At 53.8% G+C, this 20,387-nt stretch carries 15 protein-coding genes; 12 read left to right on the top strand and 3 right to left on the bottom strand.

The window, feature by feature from the left end; genetic code table 11:
• The first annotated feature begins 260 nt into the window (after positions 1 to 260).
• The 3 genes from Poly59_RS09475 to Poly59_RS09465 all read left to right on the top strand — a co-directional run bounded on the left by Poly59_RS09475 (position 261) and on the right by Poly59_RS09465 (position 6,415).
• Positions 261 to 3,692: a right-handed parallel beta-helix repeat-containing protein gene (locus tag Poly59_RS09475; RefSeq protein ID WP_146533823.1), complete on the top strand. Its 3,432-nt coding sequence runs from the start codon at positions 261 to 263 to the stop codon at positions 3,690 to 3,692.
• Between the two features lie 67 nt (positions 3,693 to 3,759).
• Positions 3,760 to 5,007: a glycosyltransferase family 4 protein gene (locus tag Poly59_RS09470; RefSeq protein WP_146533822.1), complete on the top strand. Its 1,248-nt coding sequence runs from the start codon at positions 3,760 to 3,762 to the stop codon at positions 5,005 to 5,007.
• A gap of 628 nt (positions 5,008 to 5,635) precedes the next feature.
• Complete coding sequence (locus Poly59_RS09465) at positions 5,636 to 6,415, top strand: PEP-CTERM sorting domain-containing protein (protein WP_146533821.1); 780 nt, start codon at positions 5,636 to 5,638, stop codon at positions 6,413 to 6,415.
• A gap of 312 nt (positions 6,416 to 6,727) precedes the next feature.
• Here the strand turns inward: Poly59_RS09465 and Poly59_RS09460 are convergent, their stop codons facing one another.
• Both Poly59_RS09460 and Poly59_RS09455 read right to left on the bottom strand, forming a co-directional pair.
• Positions 6,728 to 8,422, bottom strand: a complete 1,695-nt coding sequence (locus tag Poly59_RS09460) for an FAD-binding oxidoreductase (RefSeq protein ID WP_146533820.1) — start codon at positions 8,420 to 8,422, stop codon at positions 6,728 to 6,730.
• Between the two features lie 150 nt (positions 8,423 to 8,572).
• Entirely contained in the window at positions 8,573 to 9,565 is a 993-nt protein-coding gene (locus tag Poly59_RS09455; RefSeq protein ID WP_146533819.1) for an N-acyl amino acid synthase FeeM domain-containing protein, read from the bottom strand.
• A gap of 264 nt (positions 9,566 to 9,829) precedes the next feature.
• Here Poly59_RS09455 and Poly59_RS09450 point away from each other — a divergent pair, with 264 nt between their 5' ends.
• The 8 genes from Poly59_RS09450 (at position 9,830) to Poly59_RS09415 (ending at position 18,271) form a co-directional block, all read left to right on the top strand.
• Complete coding sequence (locus Poly59_RS09450; RefSeq protein ID WP_146533818.1) at positions 9,830 to 11,161, top strand: nucleotide sugar dehydrogenase; 1,332 nt, start codon at positions 9,830 to 9,832, stop codon at positions 11,159 to 11,161.
• Between the two features lie 7 nt (positions 11,162 to 11,168).
• Positions 11,169 to 12,152, top strand: coding sequence for an SDR family NAD(P)-dependent oxidoreductase (locus Poly59_RS09445; protein ID WP_146533817.1), 984 nt, complete (start codon positions 11,169 to 11,171; stop codon positions 12,150 to 12,152).
• Positions 12,153 to 12,214: 62 nt separating this feature from the next.
• On the top strand, positions 12,215 to 13,366 hold the full coding sequence (gene wecB, locus Poly59_RS09440; RefSeq protein WP_222436070.1) for a non-hydrolyzing UDP-N-acetylglucosamine 2-epimerase: 1,152 nt from the start codon (positions 12,215 to 12,217) through the stop codon (positions 13,364 to 13,366).
• On the top strand, positions 13,366 to 14,436 hold the full coding sequence (locus Poly59_RS09435; RefSeq protein ID WP_146533816.1) for a FemAB family XrtA/PEP-CTERM system-associated protein: 1,071 nt from the start codon (positions 13,366 to 13,368) through the stop codon (positions 14,434 to 14,436). The genes wecB and Poly59_RS09435 overlap by 1 nt, the downstream gene beginning before the upstream one ends.
• A gap of 232 nt (positions 14,437 to 14,668) precedes the next feature.
• Positions 14,669 to 15,160: a hypothetical protein gene (locus Poly59_RS09430; RefSeq protein ID WP_146533815.1), complete on the top strand. Its 492-nt coding sequence runs from the start codon at positions 14,669 to 14,671 to the stop codon at positions 15,158 to 15,160.
• A gap of 140 nt (positions 15,161 to 15,300) precedes the next feature.
• A complete protein-coding gene (locus tag Poly59_RS09425) occupies positions 15,301 to 16,428 on the top strand; it encodes an ABC transporter permease (RefSeq protein WP_146533814.1) in 1,128 nt (375 codons plus the stop codon).
• Between the two features lie 11 nt (positions 16,429 to 16,439).
• Complete coding sequence (locus Poly59_RS09420) at positions 16,440 to 17,228, top strand: ABC transporter ATP-binding protein (RefSeq protein WP_146533813.1); 789 nt, start codon at positions 16,440 to 16,442, stop codon at positions 17,226 to 17,228.
• Positions 17,225 to 18,271 (top strand): HlyD family secretion protein, encoded by a 1,047-nt coding sequence (locus Poly59_RS09415; protein WP_146533812.1) that lies wholly within the window; start codon positions 17,225 to 17,227, stop codon positions 18,269 to 18,271. The genes Poly59_RS09420 and Poly59_RS09415 overlap by 4 nt, the downstream gene beginning before the upstream one ends.
• Positions 18,272 to 18,297: 26 nt before the next feature.
• Here the strand turns inward: Poly59_RS09415 and galE are convergent, their stop codons facing one another.
• Positions 18,298 to 19,284: a UDP-glucose 4-epimerase GalE gene (gene galE / locus Poly59_RS09410; RefSeq protein WP_146533811.1), complete on the bottom strand. Its 987-nt coding sequence runs from the start codon at positions 19,282 to 19,284 to the stop codon at positions 18,298 to 18,300.
• Positions 19,285 to 19,416: 132 nt separating this feature from the next.
• Here galE and xerD point away from each other — a divergent pair, with 132 nt between their 5' ends.
• Complete coding sequence (gene xerD, locus Poly59_RS09405) at positions 19,417 to 20,370, top strand: site-specific tyrosine recombinase XerD (protein WP_146533810.1); 954 nt, start codon at positions 19,417 to 19,419, stop codon at positions 20,368 to 20,370.
• Positions 20,371 to 20,387 lie beyond the last annotated feature (17 nt).

The raw sequence follows: 20,387 nt of genomic DNA, 5'->3' as shown, positions 1-20,387 counted from the left end.
CTGTGGTTTTTCGCGGTGCCCTGTACCAGCGGCCCCCAAGCCGCTAGCTCGCTTGACTTGAAGTCGCTTGCGCTGGTAGTTCGATCTAGAGAATAGAGACAGTGTCTCAAGTTTTCTCTGGGAGATGGGTCGAAGTGTTTTCTAATGCCACGCGGTTCTTGAGACTTTTTCGAACCTCAGCGCCCCGTGTTCGTCGATCTGTTCGAAAATCACTTCGTTCCGAGCAACTCGAGAGCCGATGGGTCTTCAGTGGCCTGGCGATGTTCGAATCGACGGCAGGTCTTGCTTCGGTCGAGACAGTGGCGGCATCGGAAAGCTATGCCGCCAGTATCGCGTCAAATCAAATTGGATTGGCGGCGTCTCCATCGAACGAGATCGTTCCGTTTTGGAGGAAAGTTGGCGACTCGCCTAGTTTTGCGCCCGACTGGTACGCCAACAAAGGTCCGGTGACCTTGGAAGTTCACTATGACTCGGCTTTAACGCCCGCTGAGAATGGTGCGGCACTGAAGAGCGTGCTCAGCAATCTTTCGGCGGGTGAACATATTAAGATTCACGCGGGCGAGTACTTTGTGGATTCGTTCTTTACGATCGAAGCAGCCGGTACAGCTCAGAACCCCGTTACGATTGCGGGAGCCCCGGGCGAAGTCGTCGTTATCACTCGATCAGACGTCAAGCAGAATGTGGTGAACATTTTTCCGTCCCAGTATTTGATCATTGAGGGGCTGGAATTAATAGGCGGATCGACGGGAATCAAGTTGCAGGAAGTTGATCACTTCATGCTGCACGATGTCGAGATTTCGCAAACCGACGGCAATGGCATTGCCGCAAATTCAAAGAATACCTCGTACTTGTACTTTATTGACAACGAGATCCACGATACTGGCGGGAATGGCGAGGGGCTCTATCTTGGTGCGCATGACGGATCTCATATTACGCATCATTCATATGTGATTGGCAATTACATTTACAACCTGAACGCCAGGGATGTAGGTCAAGGTGACGGCATCGAAATAAAGGATGGCTCCTACGCGAATACCATCAAGCATAATTTTGTTCAGAATACAAATTATCCGGGGATCGTCGTTTATCGAACCGGGCGCGCAATCGAAGATCGGAATGTCATCGAAGAAAACGTCGTCATCAATTCCAACGATACTGCGATCCAAGCAACAGCTGACGCACTGATTCAAAACAACTTGATTGTCACCAATCGAACTGGTTTCCTGTCCAAGCCTTTTGCGACCGTTCCCCAGAATCTTAGCATTGTCAACAACACGATTGTCGCTGGCACCGACGGTATACGAACATTTGGCTGGGATGACGCCGAAGCGGTCAACAATATATTTGCAAATAATGCAGTCTACTCAGCGGCTGGCCGCCCGATTCCCAATGGGCTAGGGAACGCTATTTCGACCGGAAACGCTGTAATTACCGATCTTGCCGAAGCGTTTTCCGATGTTCGGCTGGACGAGCCACGTTGGGATGCGACGCCCCTAGCCAATACTGAGCTGATTGGAAGGTCGGATCCCCAGTATGCACCGACCCATGATCTGTTTGGGAATGCCCGCGTCACCGGCAACGACATTGGCGCGATCGACTTCGCTGGGATTGGTGGCGAACTGCCAGAACCCGAAGTTCCGGTTGATGGTGTTTACGGACGCTTCGATTTTGGAACCGAGACGTCACCTGTCGAGTCTGGATATACGAAGATCACGGCCCTGGATCGCTATGACTATGTCAACGAATATGGATGGCTTAATGGCAGTGTGGGATCACGAGATCGAGTCAATGCCGATGATCTTGACCGCGATTTCAACTACGTCTCGTCAGGTTCAATGACGTTTGCTGTCGAAGTTCCCAACGGCATCTACCAACTCAGTATGGTGGTTGGAGACGCGAGTTACGAGAGCAGCAGCATTGAAGTTGAGATTGAGCATCAACTTGTTGACACCATTTCGACAGTTGCTGGTGAATTCGTCAATTCAATCTATGAAGTCGAAGTGACAGACCGCCTTTTATCGCTGCGGTTGACCCGAGGCACGAGTGGATTTGCGATGATCAATTCTCTTCAGGTGACTCGGGTGCAGCAGGTGCCAGCTGCGGTTATTGTTAAAGCTGACTTGGGTTTGTCGACGACCGAGTCGCAAGGTACAGCGTCTTTCACTGTCGAACTGCGGTCTCAGCCGACGCATCCTGTCACGATCGACATTCGTTCGAGCGATGTTACCGAAGGCACGGTGTCGACCAGGCAACTGACGTTTAATGATCAGAACTGGAACATGCCACAAACGGTCACTTTGACGGGCGTTGACGATTCTTTGCACGACGGCAACGTAAGCTATCAAGTGATCACATCGGATACGGTTAGTAGCGATCCAAATTACAACGGCTTAGTGATCGAAGATATATCGCTCAGTAACATCGACGACGAAATCGCAGGTCCTGATCCTAGCCTCCGTTTCGATTTCGGAACCATCGGTTCACCTGTTGAAACGGGCTATGTACAAGTCACACCCCTGATCGAATATGAAAGCACGAGGGGATACGGGTGGTTGAACGGAAATGTTGGGTCGCGGGATCGTGGAAAGGGCAGCTCACTTGTCCGAGATTTTAATCACACGGCATCGGGCGCGATGACCTTTGCGGTTGATGTGCCGGACGGTGACTATCAGGTCAAGGTGACGGTCGCCGACCCGTTCTATTCAAATCGTGGCATGCAAGTTGTCATTGAAGGGCAGGCCGTTGACACGCTGTCGATCGACGGTGGCGATTCGCTGGCGCGAACCTATGATGTCATTGTCCGAGATGGTCAGTTGACGTTAACAATCATGCGAGGCACTACAGGGTTTGCGATCATCAATTCGCTCGAAGTGATTCCGAAACGTCGTTTCGACGCTGGCGTCTTATTAAAAGCGAGCCCAGTTCTTTTTACAACTGAAAAGAGTGGTTCCGCCCAGTTTACGGTTGAACTACTTGCCCCGCCCACAGAAGCAGTGACAATTTTACTCAACTCGAGTGATGTAACCGAAGGCGTGTTGTCGGCAACTCACGTCGTGTTCAATCCACTGAATTGGAATCAGCCACAGACCGTTATCGTGACTGGCGTTGACGACGATGTGCAAGATGGAGACGTCATTTATCAGATCATTACATCAAGTGCGTCCAGTCTTGACTCGGCCTACCAGGGGCTTGATGTCGATGATGTTTCGTTGGTCAATCAAGATGATGATAGTGATGAAGTTGGGTTCGAGTCCATTGCCCGGTTCGATTTTGGCAGCAGTAGCTCGCCCGTTGAAGGCGGTTACACACAGGTGGTGCCGGCCGATCGCTATAATGCTGTGGCAGGTTATGGGTGGCTGAGCGGTGCGGTTGGGGCACGTGACCGCGTCAATGCGACAGATCTTGACCGAGACTTTAATCACGTCGCATCCGGCGAGATGGTATTTGCGGTTGATCTTGCCAATGGTGTATATCGCGTGACTGTTTCGATTGGCGACCGTTATTATGGGCACGAAGGGATTGGGATTTCGATCGAGGGCGAAACGGTTCAGGCCGTTTCCATTGGCCCTAATGAATTTATTAGCGAAAGCTATCTTGCAACCATCGCCGACGGTCAGTTGACGTTAAAACTGACACGCGGTCAAAGCGGTTTTGCATTGTTGAACTCGCTGTTGATTGAGCGTCAAGTTTAGGGGATTGCCCAAGACACAGGCTGGCGCCATTCTTTGGGCCCGGCTTCTTTCCTGTATCTTGGGTTCCATGCGGATACTGTATCACCACCGAACGTTAGGCGACGGTGCCGAAGGCGTTCATGTTGCTGCCATGATTGCCGCATTTCGGCAGCTTGGGCATCAGGTTCGTGTGGTTGCTCTTGCGGGCGATCCCATTGCGGGAGGCGATGCCTGCGCCGCAAGCGGTTCGCCGACCGGTTCGGTTGAAGCCTATCAGTCCGGGGCAAGCATCAAAGTAAGCAGCAGAGCGAGAAAGAGGTTGTCGATGTTGGCCAGCTTGCTTCCTGGCGTGGCGTACGAATTAGCCGAACTGGCTTACAACTTACCGGCAAAATGGCGATTGAAACGAGCGGTGCGTTCCTTTCGTCCCGATATGATTTACGACCGGTACAACAGTTTCTCCAGTGCCGCGGTCGATGTTGGGAAGGCCACTCAAACTCCCGTGTTCTTGGAAGTGAATGCGCCGGTGGCCCTCGAGCGGACGATGCCCGGCGAGAATCGGCCGCTTCGACTAAATCGCTTGGCGAAACACTACGAGCGACATATCTGCCAAAGTGCCGACCGAGTCATCGTCGTATCGACTCCGCTAAAGTCGTTCTTGGTTGAAGAGCGGGGTGTCGAGTCGGATCGAGTTTTGGTGCTTCCCAATGGTGCTGATCCCGTTCAGTTTGATCCTGATCGATCAGGCGACATCGTTCGCACGCGATATCAGCTTGGCGATTGTACAGTGATTGGCTTCATTGGCATTCTGCGGCGATGGCACGGAGTCGATTTGTTGATCGATGCCTTTGGGCAGATTGACTTGCCAGTCTTGCCGCACCTGTTGATTGTCGGAGACGGTCCAATCCAACAAGATTTGGCCGATCAAGTGGCAGCGAAGGGGCTTCAAGATCGCGTGACCTTCACCGGCCGTGTGCCTCACGATCAAATGCATGACTATTTGGCTGCGATCGATATCGCCGTTAGTCCCAAGGCGACGTTTTACGCGTCGCCAATGAAGATTCTTGAGTCCATGGCGATGGGGATCCCAACGGTTGCGGCCGACACGCCAAATATCCGGGACCTGATCGCGGACGGAGAAGATGGTTTGCTTTTTCGGCCCGGGGATGCTGGATCTTTGACCGCAGCGATCGAGCGACTTGCTCGAGACCCTTCATTTGCGCGAGCGATCGGCAATCAAGCTAGGCAAACGATCGAACGAGAACGGAACTGGCTGGCGATAGCTAGCGAAGTTCAGGCTGCGTTCGATTGTCGCCGGCTGGCGACTGGAACTTGAAGTTTGCAGAACGTGAGCTCGATTCGGGCAACAACATGATTTTCACGGATTCTTGGGCGGGTCACGGCATTTGGTGAAGTTGGAATGGCGTTTAAGTCGATGGTAGCCAGGTGTCCATTGTGTTGACGGTAGCCAATTGGTGCACGAACGTGCATCTTTCGTTCGGATTCAGCCGTGATTAGGGCGATGCTGGCCTTGGCTTCCGCCCACCAGGTTGGTAGATTTTCCTCATGTTCCGAATATTCATCCTTGCCGCGATGCTTTGCACGGTTGGACTCGCGTCCGCTGAGGCTGGCATTTTGACGCAATCGCCGGACAAAGTCCGGGGGGACGTCGAGGCGTTGGATGGGTTTGTTCCATCAGCACCAGAACAACTGCCGCGAGTAGTAGAGGGGGGTGATTTTGATCTCGCCATCTGTGCACCGGCAAACCAAAACAGTGCCGCACAGCCAGCTGCCTTGGTCGGGTGGACGTTTTGCGTTGATTTGCCCGTTGCTGATTTAGTGGCGTTAACTGAGCGTTCGCCACGTGATCCCCACCGAAGAGGTTTGCTAAGACCTTCGTAGCGTTTGAAATTCGTGATCGAAAATGAATTTCAAACTCTACAAAATTACTTAGGAAACCTAATATGAAACGCGTTCTATCTGTTTTGGCCTTGATGGCTATCGCGACTGCCGCACAGGCTGGCGTAATCGTCCAATCGTCGTTGGTAGTTACCAACTTGCGACTCGTGCGTTCAGACGGCACTTTGCTGCAAGCGGGCGTTGACTATCAACTGACTCCGTCGCCGCCAACGATCAGCGTTAACCCCAGTCAAGTTCCAGGCAGTGTTTACGGCAGTGCAACTGCGACCTCGACCGGAAACGTGCTGACCCTTCCTGGTGTTACTGGTACAACGATTGCCGGTCTGAACCTGCCCGACACCTTCACCGGTGCCGTGAACGAAGCCCTTGCTAGTATCACCAGTAACAGCAGCTTTACGGCAGCGAGAAACTTGAATGGTGTCAAGGCTTTGTTTGACGTTCAAGCGTTTGTCGATGTTTCGCGCCCTGTTGTGGCTCCTAACAATCTTGACCCGACCCTGCCTTTAGGGAACGGTCGTGGCGAAACTGAGTTGACGTTCGGCGTTAGCGGTTTCGGTGCAAACAACTTGAATGTTATTTTGGTTCCGCCAGCTAACTTCAATTTGGTACAGGTCGGCATGGGCCGTCAGGAAAGCGGCCTGACGTCGTTTACGACTCAGTCGTTCAATATTCTGGAAAACCGCACTTACGGTTTGACTGCGACTCAAACGTCGATCGCTGGTTTCAGTGCAGTTCCAGAACCAAGCTCGATTTGCATCTTTGGTGCGATGGGCGTTGCTGGTTTAGTAATGAACCGCCGTCGCAAGGCTGTTAAGAAGGCTTAGTTTGTTCCCTGACCAATTAGGTCGGATCGAATAATTGAAAAGGGTTTGCAACGTAAGTTGCAAGCCCTTTTTTTGTAGGTTGGCTCGGTCCTTGTGCGCGAGAATCGCCGACGGCTTGCGGTTTCAGTGCCGTTAGGATCCGTTAAGGCCAGCGGCCTGGGCGTCAGCCCGGTTCGTTGGAGACGAGACCGGCGCTAACGCGGCGAGGCTGATCGCATCGACCGAGTCGCCGAAATCCTCAGCGAAGCCGACGTGCATGTGCGAGTCAGAAATAACGCAAGTCTTAGCGGTCAGCTCTTGCCAGCGACTTGCTCAGTTCGACTGAGGATCGGGCGAGTAACGCCCTGGCGCAATCAGTCCAAATGGGTCGATCGCATCCTTTAGCTTGCGGACCAGCGACTGATGCTGTCCGCTGCCGCGATGCAGCATGTCCATCGATCGGGTACTAAGTCGATAGGGAAGACACCCTAGCTTGCTACCCTCTTCCACTAGATCGCCGTAGCAAGCGTGAGCACGGTCAGCGGCTCCTTCCTGGTCCGTACGATAAAGGATCGGGACGGTCGAGTCGAACAGCCTTTCGGATAGGCTGGTCAGCGTGATTAGTGGTTCGATCCCGTGCTTGGTACACACTGTTCGGACCATGTCGATGTAAGACTGGACGTCGACTTGTCGCATCGGCACGAGAGGGCTGTACCAGATCAATCCACAGCCGTTTCTGGCTGGGTTGATTTCTGATTCGTCTGGTAGCGTATCGCCTTTCAGCCAATAGGCCAGAGGCAGCGCAACTCGTCGTGGGACTCCGTCAGCGAGATCTAGTAGGGCGTCGATCGAGTCAACTTGTTTCGCGACGACTTGATGCTTGGCTGGCAGTAGCCGAGCAAGCTTTTTGACGGTCGCCAAGCGTCCTCGGTTAAAGAACATCGGGCGTGAACTTGATGCGGGCAACATTCGCTTTAGCTCGCGTCGGACCGACCGGATCATTGATGTTGGGCAGTGGATAATCCCTGCCGCCGTCCATGCCGTGACGCTAGCACCGCGAGCGAGTTCGTTGCAGAGTTCTTGCGACATGATCCCTTCGCTATCGACTTGGTCGTTAGGGTAGGGGCGAGACATTGATAGCACTCGCCGATCGTTCATCAAATTGACGCCAGCTACGATCGCGCCGAGGCCGGAGAGCATTTCGCGGAGCGATTCAACAATGTCGCCGAGTGACTTATCGTCGGCGATTTGCAGGAAAAATGCTTCGGTGTGTTGGGCTCGTCGCCGCAGTGTGAAGACGGCTTTGGTGACAATTCCGAAATTACCCTGGCTGAACATTCCGTCAAGATACGGGCCGATGCCCCATCGGTGAGCACTGCCAATCAAGTCGGCACCAAGGCTGTGAAGTCCCGATCGATAGAGAGTGCCATCCGGAAGTACGGCCTCTAGCGACGTCAGTGCCTGGAAGTGATCAGTGGTTGGTGTAAGTCCGTAACCGCGTTCAAGTGCGTTGCCAAGAATCGAGCAGTCCGGTCCGCCCCCGTGGACTGGAACTAGGAGGTCAAGATTGCGATCCTGCAGGTAGCGATACAGCATCTGCTGAGTCACGCCGGGCTCGACTTCAACGATTCCGAGTGTTTCGTCGATAACGCGAATGGTTGTCAAGTCAGAGAGTTCGAGGACCGCCTCGCCGTTGCCACAGGGGCTGGCCGCGCCGTATCCCCAGTTTCGTCCTGTGCTTATCGGGTAAATCACCACGCGGTTTTCGAGCGCGATCAACATGATGTCAGCAATCTGTGAACTTGAACTTGGCCTCAAGATCACACTGGCACGGTGAGTCGAGCCGATGGCGTTTTTTCCATGCTCGTCGACTTCATTTCGTTCGACCACAACGCGATCGGCGTCGATCAATTGAGTCCACGAAGCGATCGCACGCGTAAGATTCGACGGTTCGCTTCCTTGGAAGCTGGTAACCGGTACCGAATCGAATGAAGACGAAACGGGATGAAGATTTGATTGGGACGTCACGATGATTGGTTTCTTGCTTGTATGAGCGGATCGCGGCTAGTCGCTGACGAAAACTAGCTCATCAATCGCTTTTATGGCAAGACAATTCCGCGACGACTCGTCCCGCGAAGTTCGCTTTTGCAGAATGTTTGGCCTGTAGGGCCTGTGTTGCTAGCGTGCTTTGTTTGTCATCGCAGAATCCAATTCTGCCTTTGACGCTCGCAAGCGTGTTTCCGGTTTAATTGGGAATTGTGCGTTTGCCAAAGACTGGGCAAAGAATTTTCGGTCGTCACCATCGATCGGAAATGGCTTGAAGGTGCTGGTGGGAAAGTCGCCTTCGCAGTAGTAGCTGCGGTATCGAGGGTGGCAGTTTTCGTGAACATTGAGTGCGCCGATGACGGCAACGCCGGGGCGTCCTTCGACGGCGGCGAATTCCATTTCTTGGCCAATTTGTTTGAAGCCTAGCGCGTTCTGGTAGAACTTTGCATGTCGAGGGTGAACGATTGCCGCCAAGTGATCTAGCTCATGAAAGCGAGCAAAGAAGCATAGCAGTCGAGTCAGTTGGGCGAAAATCTCGCCGGGTTTGTCGTAGGACGGATCGACTGCCAACGAAGTGATTTCGCCGATGCGCGAAAGCTCTCGACGACGGCCGATTGCACCGGGATAGCTGGATTCAATCGGCAGGCCTTCGGGGCCATCCATCACTAGGGTCACGGTGCCGATGACCGCGTCGTTTACGGTTGCAACGAATACCTGCGAGTTACCTTGCAAGTGATATTGCAGGACTCGCATTTGTTGATGCGAGTCTGGGGTTTCTGCGTATTTGGCGAGCCCCACTTCCATATACCGGCGCTGCAGCAGTTCAAATGCCCCGGTCCACTGCGGGCGAGCCGACGCGGTTTGGTACGTCACACCGCCAGCCCTACGAACGCGATGGACCTGCGGCGTCGAAGGTTCAGTGAACTGCGAACTCACCGGAGCTTGATAAGCGGCGCTTTGTTGGCGCGAACGCAGTCGTGCGGCGGCATTCCTCGCCCATGGCTTGTCACACGCACCGAGTGACCCAGGTCTCTCCATTGAATCGAGCGCCGATTGCACCGAAGCGGGGCCAAACGCTTCGGATCCGATGCGAAGATCGGCCGTGCAATGGGGGGCCTTGTTCATGGAATATCGCAATCAAACGGTGACAAAAGACTCGAGACGCAAGCATCCATCTGCGCCCATAAAAAAAGGCAGTTGCCTAAGTCAGGGCCAAACGGCTTCAATTTTTTCTAAAGTTCTGTCTATCCAAATTCTTTGGCTGAAGTCCAGCTTGGTTTGTTGCTAAACCGACATTTCTTCCCCGTCCCCCAGTTTGATTTGTTGCCCCAATCACTAAACTAAGCGGCGCATCTGAGCGTTCACCACCATAAAAAAGCAGTTTTTCCCATGGCTTCGGATTCTTGCACCCAATTTTTGGCGTCACTTCGCGATCGCGAGAGCTTGGTCGGGGTAATTGGGCTTGGTTATGTCGGTTTGCCGTTAATCGACGCATTCATCACGGCTGGCTTTTCGTGTCTTGGCATCGACGTTGATCAAACCAAGGTCGACACGCTCAAAGGTGGCAAGAGCTACATCAAGCACATCGACGACAAGAAGATCGGCGTTTGGTTGTCAAAGGCGAAATTTGACGCCACCGCTGACATGGATCGCATGAGCGAACCGGATGCGCTGTTGATCTGTGTTCCCACCCCTTTGGATGACGCTCGCGATCCTGACCTGACATATGTGATCCAAACTTGCGAAATGATCGCGAAGGTGTTGCGACCAGGCCAGTTGGTGGTGCTTGAAAGCACGACTTATCCAACGACCACTCGTGACGTCATGATTCCGATCCTGGAAAAGAGCGGCTTGAAAGCCGGCGTAGATTTCTTTGTCGCTTACAGTCCCGAACGCGAAGACCCGGGCAATCCCAACTTCTCGGCTGCTGGCATTCCCAAGGTTGTCGGTGCGATCAACGACGAGAGCTTGCAGGTTGCATGTGCACTTTACGAATCGGCAGTCGCAGGAACGGTACCGGTTAGCAGTTGCGAAGTGGCCGAAGCAGCCAAGGTGTTGGAAAATATTTATCGTGCGGTCAACATCGCGCTGGTCAACGAGTTGAAAATTCTGTTCGATGCGATGGACATCGATGTGTGGGAAGTCATCAACGCGGCAAAGACTAAGCCGTTTGGCTTTCAAGCGTTTTATCCGGGGCCTGGCCTGGGTGGACACTGCATTCCGATTGATCCGTTTTACTTGTCGTGGCTGGCTCGCAAGCAAGGTCTCAATGCTCGGTTCATCGAATTGGCGGGTGAAGTCAATCGCTCGATGCCTCAGTACGTGATCTCGCGTACCGCCGAGTTTTTGAACGAAGCGAAGAAGCCGATCAATGGCAGCAAGATTTGCATGCTGGGGATCGCGTACAAGAAAAACGTTGATGACCCACGCGAAAGTCCTTCCTTTGATCTGATGAAGATTTTGTTAGCGGCTGGTGCCGAGTTGACGTATAGCGATCCGCACGTGCCATCGATGCCTAAGATGCGACACTACGACTTGCCGCCCATGAAAAGCGAAACGATTACACCAGAGTTTCTTGCCAGCCAAGATGCAGTGATCATTGCGACCGATCACAGTGATTTTGACTATGACATGATCGTCGAACATTCTGCATTGGTGGTCGACACTCGCAACGCGACGGCCAACGTTTTGACCAACCGCGAAAAAATCCGTAAAACTTAGTGAGCTGATGACTATCCAACCAAAGAACTATCTGGTTACCGGCTGCGCTGGATTCATTGCGTCTCGCGTTGCCGCGATGTTGCTTGAGCAAGGCCATCATGTGGTCGGCGTCGACAACATGAACGACTACTACGACGTGTCGTTGAAACAGCACCGTGTGGATCAGTTGAAATGCGATCGATTCACGTCGCACACGATGGACATCGAAAACGAAGCCGAAGTCGAATCCATCTTTGATGCGACCAAATTCGATGCCGTGCTGAACTTGGCGGCTCGCGCCGGTGTTCGCTACAGCATGGAAAATCCGCGTGTCTACATGACGACGAATTTGTTGGGAACGCTGAACCTGTTGGAATCGATGCGTAAACGCAACGTTTCGAAAATGGTCTTGGCGTCGACGTCGTCGCTGTATGCTGGCCAACCGATGCCCTTTGACGAATCTTTGCCCGTCAACACGCCAATCTCGTCGTACGCTGCGTCGAAGAAGGCTGCCGAGATGCTCGCGCATTCGCATCACCATTTGTACGAGATGGATATTTCGGTTTGTCGTTACTTCACGGTCTACGGGCCTGCGGGAAGACCCGATATGTGCATTTTTCGGTTCATTCACTGGATTGCACAGGGCGAGCCTATTGAATTGTTTGGTGATGGAACCCAGTCACGTGACTTCACCTACGTTGACGATATCGCGCGTGGCACGATCGCTGCGCTGAAACCGGTTGGTTTCGATATCTTCAATCTGGGCGGCGGGAATGATCCGGTAAGTCTTCTTGAAGTCATCGCAAAGCTTGAAGCGTTGCTGGGTAAGAAAGCAAAATTGACCCATCGCGAGTTTCACAAGGCGGACATCGTCACGACTCAGGCCAACGTGTCCAAGGCAAAGACAATTCTAGGTTGGAAGCCATCGGTCGACCTGGACGAGGGGCTGGCCGCATGTGTGGATTGGTATCAGAAAAACCAACCCTGGTCCGCCAACATTCAACTTCCTTGATTGCGGCCGACGACGCTAAGTCGCTGCTGCGTCCGACCGTAACGCCTGTCTAGGAAAAACTCTTGACCAAACGTTTTGCCATTGTTGCTGGCGCTCGTCCGAACTTCATGAAGATCGCGCCGATCCTTCGTGCGCTGGATTCTCTTCCCGGTTTGAGTACAACGCTGATTCATACCGGACAGCACTATGACCATAATTTGTCGGACGTGTTTTTTGATGAACTTGGCATTCGTCGGCCAGACTTGTCGCTTAACGTGGGCTCGGGGTCGCATGCCCACCAGACTGCGGACGTGATGATCGCGATCGAGAAAGTGCTGGTGGATGCGGCAAGCGAAGGCAATCCGTTTGATCGATTGGTCGTCGTTGGCGATGTCAACTCAACGATGGCGGCTGCCATTGCGGCCACGAAAGTTCATGTGCCGGTGGCTCACGTCGAAGCCGGTTTGCGAAGCTTTGATCGTTCAATGCCTGAAGAAATCAACCGTATGGTGACAGATTCCATTTCGGATCTTTTGCTGTGCAGCGAGCCAGCCGGTGTGAAAAACTTGTTGCGTGAAGGGCATGATCCGTCGCACGTGCACTTGGTCGGCAATGTGATGATCGATACGCTGCTAGTGCATTTGCAAAACGCAAAGAAACAGGACACACTTGCCCGGCTTGGTCTGACCGCCAAGCAATATGGTGTGGTGACATTGCATCGGCCATCGAACGTTGACAACCCAGAAATGCTGAAAGAATTGCTGGAAGTTCTGGTTGGAATTTCCAGTCGTTTGCCGCTCGTTTTTCCCGTCCACCCACGTACCAAGGCCCGGATTTCTGGATTTGGTTTGGATTCGTTGCTGGCGTCCAGCGACCAGTTGCGATTGCTCGATCCACTGGGGTATTTGGACTTTTTGTGCCTGACTTCACAAGCCAAAGTGATCGTGACGGATTCGGGTGGCTTGCAAGAAGAATCAACGGCTCTTGATGTGCCATGTTTGACGATGCGAGAGAACACAGAACGACCTGTCACGTGTGACGAAGGGTCTGGGATCTTGATTGGCCAGTCGCCCGAAATGCTTCGCGAGCAACTCGAAGCGGTGTTAGAGGGTACATATAAAGACGGCAAGTGCCCCAAGCTGTGGGACGGAAACGCCGCGGTTCGCATTGCGGATATTTTGGTTGCCAGTGTCCCGGAACACGATTCGTCGCAAGCCGATTCGCGCGCATCGTAATGCCCGTTGCTGATTTGCAGATCGAAATCTTGACGTCGTCCGAGCGATGGAGTGAATTTGCGCGAACGATGCCGGACGGGTGCTGGGCTCCTCGGCTAGCAGGGCACTGCGGTGAATGGATCAAGAGCCTCGAGGACGGATTCAGCCATCCCATCTATTTGCTACGTGCTTTGGATTCCAACGCATTGGACTCCGCTGCAACGGTTGGTTTGCTTCCGCTGGTATTGGTCCGTGGGCCGGTGTTTGGAAAGTTCTTGGTTAGCTTGCCCTATCTGAACACAGGCGGCGTTTGGGGGCTGACGCCGGCAGTGGCTAGCAAGTTGGTTGATGCGGCGTGTGATTTGGCGGACCAGCTTGACGTAAAGTATTTAGAACTTCGCGGCGAGCAGTCGCTCGAGAACCCGAAGTTCAATTTTCAGCGAACTGAGAAGGTTCATATGCGTTTGGCTTTGCCTGATACGGCACAAGCGTTCAACAAATCGCTGAAATCAAAGGTTCGTAGCCAAGTCAAGAAAGCGGACGAGCACGAATTGGCGTTCGAGTTTGGTGGCGTTGAGAAACTTGATGACTTTTACCGAGTGTTCGCGCGGAATATGCGAGACTTGGGAACGCCTGTGTTTTCGAAGAAACTTTTTGCGGCGATCATCAAGCACTTTGATGGGAACGCCGAGTTTTGTGTGGTTCGAAAGTCTGGTTTGGCGATTGCGGCTGGGCTGATTACCCATGTTCGTGGTGTCAGCGAGGTGCCGAGTGCCAGCAGTTTGCGAGAGTTCAATCGTACGAATGCAAACATGCTGATGTATCAACGGATGATCCACCGCGCGATCGAGCGAGGCAGTTCAGCGTTTGATTTTGGTCGCAGTAGTCAGGGCAGCGGCACGTACCGATTTAAAGCCCAGTGGGGTGCTCAGCCGCATCCTGCGATTTGGCAGTACTACGTTCGCAAGGGCGATCCGGATAGCATGCGACCCGATTCCGACGGAAAGAAGACGCTGGTCCAAGCGTGGCAAAAGCTGCCGGTGTGGCTGACTCGTGTGATTGGCCCGGCGATCGTTCGAGGGATTCCCTGAATAGGAATGCTATGAAAACGAGGAATAGAGGAAGGGAAGCCGAGAAGAGAAATGGTTCCTTTTTTCCCGGTTCGACAGCCAAACGTGCATGGCCAGAGTTGCCCCATGCAAGCCCCCGATTTTGGCCGCATCACGGTTCCCCAAGAATTGTTAGTCTATGGGCATGGCATGAAAACGACTGAATCAACCCGGCGCCATGCCAATGATGAACTCTAACTCCCCCGAGCATTTGATGAACCACTCTCGAAATTTTGTTCTCACCGGTGTCTTCGCAGCGATTGTCTTGGGACTTGGTTTCTGCGGTTATCACCAACTGGTAGGTGCTCAGGAGCCGCTACTGCCCGGACAGAGTCGTGATACGACATCGACGGTGACCGACGAAGCTCGATATGGTGATGTGCCGAAATCGGCATTGCTGACCGAGCGTGGCCGACAGTTGGCCGAAGAGCTTGGGCATTTGCAACGCAGCAAGGCGACACTTGGCGAAAAGCATCCGTCACGACCGGCGATCGAGAATCAAATTGATGCCATACGTCGCGAGCTGACTGCATGGTCGTCTGTCCCGGCAGGTGGGGCAGTCGGGGGGCAAGACATCGTTGCGCTCGGCGACGAAGTCACGCCACTGATGAACGAAGTCGATCTTCGTCAGTTGGTGTTGCGATTGAGCGAGCGTGTCGCGCGACTGGAACAGAAGGTGATCATTCTGGAACGTTCGCAACGATAAGTTGAGTTTCTGAGCCAGTCCTCTCGACTTGGCGGCGGGTAATTTAGTAGCTCAGGTACAGTTGGCGGTAGGCATGGACGATTGTCTGTCTATCGCCTTTGGACACAACTACTTCTTTACCCCCAAATAAATCGAGTGCGATGCTCTGGAACATTGCCACGCGCACTTTGTTTCACGACCGCGGGAAACTCGTGGCGGGACTTGTCGGCGTTATTTTTTCAGTCGTGCTGGTCAACATCCAGGGCGGCCTGTTCTTTGGTTTGATTCGCAAGGCTAGCCTGCTGATCGACAAAGGAAATGCTGACATTTGGGTTGGTCATCGTGGCATGCACAATGTCGACTTTCCGCACGACATTCCCGAGCGATGGATTCACCGAGTCCGCAGCATTCCCGGCGTTAAAGAAGCTGAGCCGATGCGGATTAGCTTTTCGGAAATGTCCCTTCCGGGCGGTGGATTCGAAGGCACGATGGTAGTCGGGCTTAGCCCAAATTCGGATCTTGGTCGCGCTTATGAGATTTCCGAAGGCCCCCCTGACGCGCTTAGTCACGTTCGCGGCGTGATCGTCGATTCCTGTGACAACGACAAATTGCTAGACCCTGCACTGGGCGATTTTCGCGAACTCGGTGGTCAGCGTGTCAAGATTGTGGGCAAGTCGTACGGGATCCTCAGTTTTCTGGTTACACCGTATGTTTTCACCACTTATGCCCAGTCGGCCGAGTTCTCGGGCGGCGACCCAACGATGTCGTCTTATTTCTTGGTGCGGCTTGCACCGGGTGCCAATGCGAAAGACGTTTGCAACGAAATCACGAACCGCTTGGGTGACGTTTCTGCGTTCACGAGTGATGAATTTGCGAGCTTAAGCATCAACTATTGGCTGACACGAACGGGGCTAGGGATCAGCTTTGGTGCTGCAACGGCGCTCGGTTTGCTTGTTGGGCTCGTTATGGTTGCACAGACGCTTTACGCGATGGTGCTCGATCGGATTAGCGAGTTTGCCACTTTGAAGGCACTTGGATCGACTGAGCGAGAGATCTTGCTGTTGCTCGGTGCACAGAGTTCGTTGGTCGCCAGCATTGGCATCGTGATCGGATTGGTGACTAGCTTTGTGATTCAGCAAACCTTTAGCAGTCCGCGTGCGGAGATTATGTTCTCGCCGGCGCTTTACATGGGCAGCGGTCTTTTGGTATTCGTCATTTGCATCGCGGCATCTGGGCTTCCGTACTTGCGCGTCCGCCAAGTCGACCCGCACTCGATCCTGCAAGGTTGACCCAAATATCCATGGACACATCGAGCGCAAGCGAGCCCTCGCCGCCCGACCACTACTTCTATGTCGATCCTCTGCGTTCGACGAATAAGGACTTAGTTTCACAGGACTCTGTTTCACAGATTCCGTTGTCGGAGGCTGTGTTGAATGCTCGGGGTGTGAAAAAAGCATACGTCATTGGCGGAAAGAAGCACTGGGTGCTTAACGGTGTCGACTTCTTCGCTCACGCTGGTGAATGCGTGTTTTTGTCGGGGCCATCGGGCAGCGGAAAAAGCACTTTACTGTCGATCATCGGTTGTTTGCTGGATTGTGACGAAGGCGAGATCAACATCGCAGGCCAGCGTGCCGATCAAATGAGTATTTCAAAGCGCACCGCGATGCGGCGAGTAAATATTGGATTTGTGTTTCAACGATTTCAACTGATTCGAGGGCTATCCGCGAAGGACAATGTTTCGGTTCCGCTAACGATGCAAGGCATGTCACTTTCCGATGCACGTGATCGTGCGAGTGAAATGTTGAAGCGAGTTGGACTGGAAATGCACCGAGATCAGTTGCCGACATCGATGAGCCCGGGGCAATGCCAACGTGTGGCGCTTGCGCGAGCAGTGGTGGCGTCGCCAAAATTGTTGCTTGCCGACGAGCCGACTGCGGCGTTGGACAGCAAGTCGGGACAAGACGTCATGGAACTGCTTCGTGAGTTGGTTGAATCAACCGGCGCGGCCACGGTGGTGGTGACGCATGATCCTAGAATTTCCCGATACGCCGATCGCATCTGCGAGATCGAAAATGGATCGTTGACATGACCCAAACTCACACCATCCTGTTGACGCTTGTTTTGTGTTGCTGTGGTATTGGCTTGGCGGAAACGCGGCGTCGTCAATCGATCCCAACGGAAGATGAGGTCATTCGCCCGACGCCAACTCGGTTTGTTGGCGAGACGATCCGCGCGCCTGGACGAATCACCGGCACGACCGAAGACATCAAACTGCACGCTCAGATCATTGAGCCCATTGACGTCATTCATGTGCAATTGGGCGATCGAGTTAAAGCCGGCGATCGCTTAGTCACGCTCGATCAACGTGGAATCCAACACGAACGAGAACTCGCCCTGGCGATGTTGCAAGAACGCGAGGCGAAATTGCGCCGGCTTGAAAACGGAGCTCGCGAAAGTGAAATCGAAGTCGCCCGGCGCGAATACGAAGCGTCAGTTTCTCGTTTAGAGGGCGCGAATGCGCGTTTCGAACGGTCCCAAAGACTATTTGATTCAAACGCTATCAGTGCTCAAGAACTGGAAGACGTTCAGTACGACTTGCGAACGTTGTCGGCACTTGCGGCCGCGTCTAAAAATCAATTGCAGGTGCTGCAGGATCCGGCGAGATCTGAAGACATGGCGGCAGCCAAGTCGAGTGTAGACGCTGCGAAAGCCGAGTTGATGATGGTTGAAGACCGACTGCGCCGAGCGGAAATCACCGCGCCTTCGGACGGTACGATTCTGAAAATCGATGCCCGTAAAGGTGAATTACCAGGCCAGCCGCATTCTGATCCGTTAATCATCATGTGCAACACCCAGCACCAGAGGGCATTGATCGAGATCGACGAGTTTGATGCGCTGCGAGTTTCGATGGGGCAGTTGTGTGAGCTTTCGGCCGATGGCATCGACGGCGTCGTTGCTCGCGGTAAGATCACCGAAATCGAGCCACGAATGGAACGCAAAAAACGCTACGGCCAGTGGGCGGGCGAGCGAGTCGATTCGTTCAGCCGGCGGGCCTGGATCGACCTGGATGATGACAGCCCGAATCTGCCGGTGGGACTTCCTATCCGCGCTCAAATCGAAGTCGCGGAGTAAGCACGAATTCGGACAGGTTGTTCGGCTTAAGCCGATGCATAACCCTTGGGATGTGACTGGTGCCACTTCCAAGCCGTTTCAATGATCGACTTGACGTCGGTGTAGCTAGCTTCCCAGCCAAGTAGTTCTTTGGCCAGCCGAGCATCGGCGACGAGTTCCGGTGGATCGCCCGCGCGGCGTAGTCCCATGACTTCGGGAATCGGGTGACCGGTGACTTCGCGGCACGCGTCAATGATTTCGCGAACGCTTGTGCCGCGTCCTGTCCCAAGGTTCACGCACAAGCCCTTGCCTGCTTCCAAGCGTTCGAGAGCCGCAAGGTGAGCAGCGCCCAGGTCGTCGATGTGGATGTAGTCGCGAATGCAGGTTCCGTCGGGCGTTGGGTAGTCGTCACCAAAAATGGTGATGCTTTCGCGTTGGCCCAATGCCACTTGCAGGACAATCGGGATCAAGTGTGATTCGGGGTCGTGATCTTCACCGATGGTCCCATCGGGGCGAGCACCGGCGGCGTTAAAGTATCGCAGCGCCGCGTAGGCGAATCCGTAGGCGGCCGCATAATCGGCGAGTGCCTTTTCGACGACGAGTTTCGTAAACCCGTATGGATTGATTGGATTTTGAGGCGTCGTTTCGGGGATCGGCACAACGTCGGGTTCGCCGTAGGTTGCCGTTGTGCTGCTGAACACAATCTTCTTTACGTCCGCTTCTTTCATTGCGTCAAGCAATTCCAGGGCTGCGATCACGTTGTTGCGGTAGTAGAGCGAAGGGTCGTTGACTGATTCGTTGACCAGCGCGAAGGCGGCGAAGTGCATGACTGCATCAATTTTCTTGCCGCGAAGAGTTTCGACCAACTTGGCTCGGTCCGCCAATTCACCTTGGACCAGCATTCCCTCGGGGACTGCCGCAGCATGGCCGCGCGACAGGTTGTCATAAACCGTCACGGTATGCCCAGCATCTGTCAGCAATCTGACCGCATGAGAACCGATGTAGCCTGCGCCACCAACAACCAAAACATTCATAACAACAAGACAATTCAGAGGAACCCGGAAATTGAAAATGCTCGGCTGGCGGTTGGCCCCGGCGGCTTCGCATAGACGAACAGGATAGATAGTCCCGAGCAAAGCCGAAAGGCATTTCGAAAATAGCGGTCGATGGCCAAACGTACCACCAAACTCCAGCAACTCGCCCAAGTCGGTCCGGTCCCGAAAACCGGCCAGGCTACGGAGACGCTTTGCACCGAGTTTCTGGACTATCTTCGCGGCGAATGCCACCTGGCGCCCAATTCGATCGCTGCGTACGGCCGCGACATGCGACGTTTTGTGGATTGGGTCGGCAAGCGGCGTTTGGCCGATTTGACGATCAGCGACTTGTCGGCCTACATGGGCGTTCTGCGTACGTTCGATCTAGCCCCTGCCTCGATCGCTCGTAACATTGTGGCGGTACGAACGTTCTTTAAGTTCTTGCAACTTGAAGGAATCGTTGTCGATAATCCGGCCGAGCTGATCGCGACGCAAAAAATGTGGCAGCGAATCCCGTCCGTGTTGACGATCCGCCAGGTCGACAAGTTTTTGCGGGCGCCGAAGAAGACCGATGCGTTCTGGCTGCGTGACGTTGCCATGCTAGAGGTTCTTTATGCGACCGGTTGCCGAGCGTCCGAGGTTTGCACCTTGCGTGTTCGCGATCTTAGCTTGGCCGATCGCTACTTGAAATGCGAGGGCAAGGGGGGGAAGCAACGAATGGTGCCAATCGGAAGCGGCGCGATCACCGCGATCAATCGGTACTGTGCCGAATTGCGGGGCAAGCTAGCCGCGAAGATGCCCCATCCACCCGAGGAGTTGTTCTTGTCGCGAAGCGGTAGACCGCTTGATCGCATTCAACTTTGGCGACTGGTAAAACAGTATGCAAATCGAGCGGGCATCGATTCGAAAATCAGTCCTCACTCGCTGCGTCACAGTTTTGCGACACACCTATTGGCTGGCGGTGCGGACTTGCGACAAGTTCAAGAGATGCTTGGCCACGCCAGCATTCAAACAACTCAGATCTATACTCACGTTGAACATTCGCGGCTAAAGAAAGTGCATCAGCAGTTTCATCCGCGCGCTTGATCTGGTCTGACGGATCG

This window comes from Rubripirellula reticaptiva (assembly GCF_007860175.1).
Taxonomy (GTDB): Bacteria; Planctomycetota; Planctomycetia; order Pirellulales; family Pirellulaceae; genus Rubripirellula; species Rubripirellula reticaptiva.
The sequence above is the reverse complement of the archived record's forward strand: the minus strand, read 5'-3'. Positions and strand labels throughout refer to the sequence as shown.